At 43.4% G+C, this 4,342-nt stretch carries 5 protein-coding genes, 1 other RNA gene and 1 pseudogene; 5 read left to right on the top strand and 2 right to left on the bottom strand.

Translation table 11 applies throughout. From position 1 onward, the window contains the following. Positions 1-5: 5 nt before the first annotated feature. Positions 6-428 (top strand): annotated as a pseudogene (locus Q0K96_RS15065) (DUF4357 domain-containing protein); the annotation flags it as partial. Positions 429-466: 38 nt separating this feature from the next. On the opposite strand, the gene rnpB reads toward Q0K96_RS15065, so the two are convergent. Further along, positions 467-793, bottom strand: an RNA gene (gene rnpB / locus Q0K96_RS15005) — RNase P RNA component class A. A gap of 254 nt (positions 794-1,047) precedes the next feature. Here rnpB and Q0K96_RS15000 point away from each other — a divergent pair. The 3 genes from Q0K96_RS15000 (at position 1,048) to dnaX (ending at position 3,635) form a co-directional block, all read left to right on the top strand. Then, complete coding sequence (locus tag Q0K96_RS15000; RefSeq protein ID WP_297334793.1) at positions 1,048-1,353, top strand: hypothetical protein; 306 nt, start codon at positions 1,048-1,050, stop codon at positions 1,351-1,353. 12 nt (positions 1,354-1,365) lie between these two features. Then, positions 1,366-2,442 carry a DNA topoisomerase IB gene (locus Q0K96_RS14995; protein ID WP_297334792.1) on the top strand — a complete coding sequence of 359 codons (1,077 nt, stop codon included), beginning with the start codon at positions 1,366-1,368 and terminating at the stop codon, positions 2,440-2,442. A 107-nt stretch (positions 2,443-2,549) separates the two neighbouring features. After that, positions 2,550-3,635: a DNA polymerase III subunit gamma/tau gene (gene dnaX / locus Q0K96_RS14990; RefSeq protein ID WP_297334791.1), complete on the top strand. Its 1,086-nt coding sequence runs from the start codon at positions 2,550-2,552 to the stop codon at positions 3,633-3,635. Between the two features lie 49 nt (positions 3,636-3,684). Here the strand turns inward: dnaX and Q0K96_RS14985 are convergent, their stop codons facing one another. Continuing rightward, complete coding sequence (locus tag Q0K96_RS14985) at positions 3,685-3,858, bottom strand: hypothetical protein (protein WP_297334790.1); 174 nt, start codon at positions 3,856-3,858, stop codon at positions 3,685-3,687. A gap of 4 nt (positions 3,859-3,862) precedes the next feature. Here Q0K96_RS14985 and Q0K96_RS14980 point away from each other — a divergent pair, with 4 nt between their 5' ends. Then, a complete protein-coding gene (locus Q0K96_RS14980) occupies positions 3,863-4,291 on the top strand; it encodes a hypothetical protein (RefSeq protein WP_297334789.1) in 429 nt (142 codons plus the stop codon). Positions 4,292-4,342: the final 51 nt, after the last annotated feature.

Genomic DNA, 4,342 nt, shown 5'->3' with positions numbered 1-4,342 from the left:
ACTCAATGGAAGATTTTATACTAAATGTAAAAATTTTGAATGGCACATTAGGTCATAAATTTCTTGAGAATCCAACAATAATTACAGAAAATCCAATAATTAATACTCCTATAACTTCAAAGCAGGTTATAATCAAAAATGAGAATGACAATACAAAACTTTATCTTAATGTGAAAGGTATTTGTGCAGAAGCTGTACAAACAGATGAAGGAATTGTAATTTTGAAAAATTCATCTGTAGCAGAAAAAAAGAGACCTTTCGGATATAGTTCGTTAAGAGAAAGCCTTGAACTTGATGGAACTATAAGCAGAGACGAAGTAGGAAAACTTATGTTTACGAAAAATCAATTGTTTAATAGTCCATCTGCTGCTGCTGCTGTAACATTAGGTTATTCAGTAAATGGTCGCAACGTTTGGAAAAATGCTGATGGACTTTCTTTAAAAGAAATTGAAGAACAAAGTTTAGAAAATAATGCAGGCCTGTAAGCCGGATTCTGTCAACTAAATAAATTTAGAAGCCTTATCATTTATCTGGGCGCAACATTGCTGTTACGCTCTATCTGCCTACCCTCCGGCATTGGGCGGGCAGCCCTTAATTGCCGGTATACTTGGCATTTCACCGCATAGAGTTTACCTGGTTTCACTACAGCATTACCTGTACATACTTTCTGTTGCACTTGTCCTCCCGCGCCTTGCGGCACAGTGACGGGCGTTACCCGCTATGCTGCCCTGTGGTGTCCGGACTTTCCTCCACCCCACACCGAAGCGGGAGCAGCGATAAGGCGGCCTGCGGGGCAAAGATAGTTTTTTTTAAGTCACAAAGTGGGGAGTCGAAAGTCATAAAGTCAGCCTCACCCCAAACCCCTTTCCAAAGGAGAGGGAGCCTTGTTCGTCCGACACCTTTCATCTGACATCTAAACTTTCTCCTTTCGACTTTAGACTCTTGACATCATGACTAAACCATGTTTAACATTTCGTTGGCAGCAGCCAATTTTCTAAAGCCGTAATTTTAATACTGTAAAACAAACCTCTTTAAAAAACTACACACATGGACAGACAGATGTATCATTATGCCACAGTATCTAAAGCACTTGAAGAGTTGGCACAAAAAGGATTTACAACAGACTTTAACCTTGAGGAAGAGCGCATAGTAAATCACTGCGAAGACTTTACCATAGAGCACATTTACCGCTACGAGGGCGAAACCGACCCGGGCGATGAGGCTACGGTTTACGGTATACAATCTAAAGACGGAGAAAAAGGTGTTTTTGTGGCAGGCCACGGCGCCTATACCGAAAAAAGCGCTGCCAAAATGCTGCACGAAATGAGTATTAAAGGAAGAAAAGACGAATAGCCAACGGGCTAAATGAACAGGTTACAGAAAAAACTCGAAAAAATAGGCAGCGACCCTAAGGTTACCGCCAAAGCCGCTGGCTTGCGCTATGCCCTGCAGTCTGATAAAGGCTATTACAGGAAGCGCAAAGGCAGCGGCTTTACCTATAAAGACCACGAGGGCAACACGGTAAAAGAGAAGGAAGTGCTGGACAGGATTAAAAAACTGGTTATACCCCCGGCATGGCAGGATGTATGGATATCGCCTTACCCGCACGGGCACCTGCAGGTAACGGGCACCGATGTCCGCGGGCGCAAGCAGTACCGCTATCACCCGGAGTGGAATAAAATACGCAACCAGTCTAAATTTTACAGGCTCAGGCGTTTTGCCAATGCCCTGCCTGCCATACGTAAGCAGGTAGAAGCCGACCTGAACCGCAAGGGGCTTCCCTACGAAAAAGTGGTGGCACTTGTAGTAAAACTGATAGAGCTTACCAACATCCGTATTGGTAATGATGCTTATAAAAAACTGTATGGCTCATTCGGGCTTACTACTTTGCGCGACAAGCATGTAAAATTTAAAGGCGAAGCAGTAGATTTTGAGTTTACAGGCAAAAAGGGCGTTAAACATAAAATAAAGCTGCAAAGCCGCAGGCTGGCAAACCTGGTAAAGCGCTGTAAAGAGGTTCCGGGTTATGAACTGTTTCAGTACTATGACGATGATGGCACCCACCACAGTATTGGCTCGGCAGATGTAAATAATTATATAAAAGAAATAACCGGCGAAGATTTTACCGCTAAAGACTTTCGTGCGTGGGCAGGCAGCCTCAACGCTTTGTGTGCATTTTATGAAGCAGGCGACCACACCAGCATGACCGACTGCAAAAAGAAAATTGTAGGCGTGCTTGATTCGGTGGCAAAAAAACTGGGCAATACCCGCTCGGTCTGCAAAAAATATTATGTGCACCCCACTGTAATTGCAGCATACGAAAACGGAAACATATCCAAATACATTTGTGAGAATGAAACCGAAAACGGCGACCTCAACGCCGAAGAAAGGGCATTGCTTAATCTTTTAAGCAATGAAAACATTGCAGAGGTAATCGCTTAATTAATTTGAAAATGTGGTAATTTGAAAATTGAGCTGTTGACAACTCTTAAATCTTAAATTTTCAATCTACAATTATAAAATAGTATATTTGCCCTGCATATATCACTATGGAACAATTCATCGTATCAGCCCGTAAATACCGCCCGCAAACCTTTAAGGATGTTGTGGGCCAGCAGGCTATTACCAATACGCTGCTCAACGCCATAGAGAATAACCACTTAGCACAGGCATTGTTATTTACCGGCCCGCGTGGTGTGGGCAAAACAACCTGCGCACGCATACTGGCCCGCAAAATAAACCAGGAAGGTTATGACGACCCGAATGAAGATTTTGCCTTTAATGTGTTTGAGCTGGATGCGGCTTCCAACAACTCGGTAGATGACATCCGTAACCTGATAGACCAGGTAAGGATACCGCCGCAAACAGGCAAGTATAAAGTATATATTATAGATGAGGTGCACATGCTCTCTCAGGCGGCATTTAATGCTTTTCTTAAAACGCTGGAAGAACCGCCAAGACATGCCATTTTTATACTTGCCACTACAGAGAAGCATAAAATAATACCTACCATATTGTCGCGCTGCCAGATATTCGATTTTAAGCGGATAACGGTTAAAGATGCCAAAGAACACCTTGCCGAGGTAGCCACGAGCCAGGGCATTACCTTTGAAGATGATGCGCTGCACATCATCGCCCAGAAAGCGGATGGCGCCATGCGCGACGCGCTTTCTATTTTTGACAGGGTAGTAAGCTATTGCGGTAGTAACCTTACACGCCAGGCCGTTACAGAAAACCTTAATGTTCTTGATTATGAGTACTACATTAAGGTAACCGACCTGATACTTGAAAACCGCATACCGGAACTATTGCTTGCTTTTAACGACATACTTGCCAAAGGTTTTGATGCGCACCACTTTGTAGCGGGGCTTGCATCGCACTTCCGCGACCTGTTGGTATGCAAAACACCTGCAACGCTGGTACTGCTCGAAGCAGGAGAAACAGCGCAGGCCATGTATGCACAGCAATCTCAAAAAGCCAGCCAGCAGTTTTTGCTTGAGGCTATTGATATTACCAACGATTGCGACCTTAAGTACAAAACCAGCCAAAACCAAAGGCTGTTAGTAGAGCTATGCCTTATGCAGCTTGCCTCTGTCACCTTTGACGGAGAAAAAAAAAAGCTGACCAATTTATAATTCCCGCACATTATTTTACGGACAGCACGCCCGCTAAGCCTGCAGGAAATCAATCTTCTGTAGTAACAGCTAATACGGCAGTACCTGAAAAGCCCGAAGGTATTTCTCCGTTACCTGTTAATAAAATTGAGGTTGATGCGCCTGAAATCATTAAGCCACCGGTTGTACAAATACCCGAAGATGACGGCAGGCCAAAGGTTTCGGCGTTTTCGCTTTCGAGCATTAAAATGAAGCGTGAACTACAGGAAACCCAGAAAGCCGAATTAAAAAAGCATGACGAACTGCCGCGCGAACCTTTTACGGAAACTGATATGCTGCTGATGTGGAATAAATTTGCACAACGCCTTAGCGATACCGGACAGAAGATCATGGCAACCTATATGCAGATTAATGACCCGGTGCTTGATAAAGACGGGGTAACCATCAGGCTCGAATTACCTGTTGAGGGCAGTAAGGTTGACTTTGATAATAACAAGATTGAATTATTGGGCTACCTTCGGGGGAAACTGCACAATCATGATATTATTATAGAAACGCATGTAAATGAAGTCGCTTCTACACGGCATGCGTTTACCCCACAGGAAAAATTTGAAAAACTTAAAGCGCTTAATCCAACAATAGAGTTACTAAGAAAGGCATTTGATTTGGATATTTGATAATAAGAAATAAGATGTAGTTCTTATGTCTATGAACTGTCTCTTATACAC

It is taken from the genome of Flavobacterium sp. (assembly GCF_024305175.1).
Taxonomy (GTDB): Bacteria; Bacteroidota; Bacteroidia; order Flavobacteriales; family Flavobacteriaceae; genus Flavobacterium.
This window is presented reverse-complemented; position numbering and strand designations above follow the sequence as displayed.

Coding starts and splice junctions, on each gene's coding strand:
- Q0K96_RS15000 (WP_297334793.1), top strand. CDS start 1,048: ATGGACAGACAGATGTATCATTATGCCACAGTATCTAAAGCACTTGAA.
- Q0K96_RS14995 (WP_297334792.1), top strand. CDS start 1,366: ATGAACAGGTTACAGAAAAAACTCGAAAAAATAGGCAGCGACCCTAAG.
- dnaX (WP_297334791.1), top strand. CDS start 2,550: ATGGAACAATTCATCGTATCAGCCCGTAAATACCGCCCGCAAACCTTT.
- Q0K96_RS14985 (WP_297334790.1), bottom strand. CDS start 3,858: ATGCTCGAAAGCGAAAACGCCGAAACCTTTGGCCTGCCGTCATCTTCG.
- Q0K96_RS14980 (WP_297334789.1), top strand. CDS start 3,863: ATGAAGCGTGAACTACAGGAAACCCAGAAAGCCGAATTAAAAAAGCAT.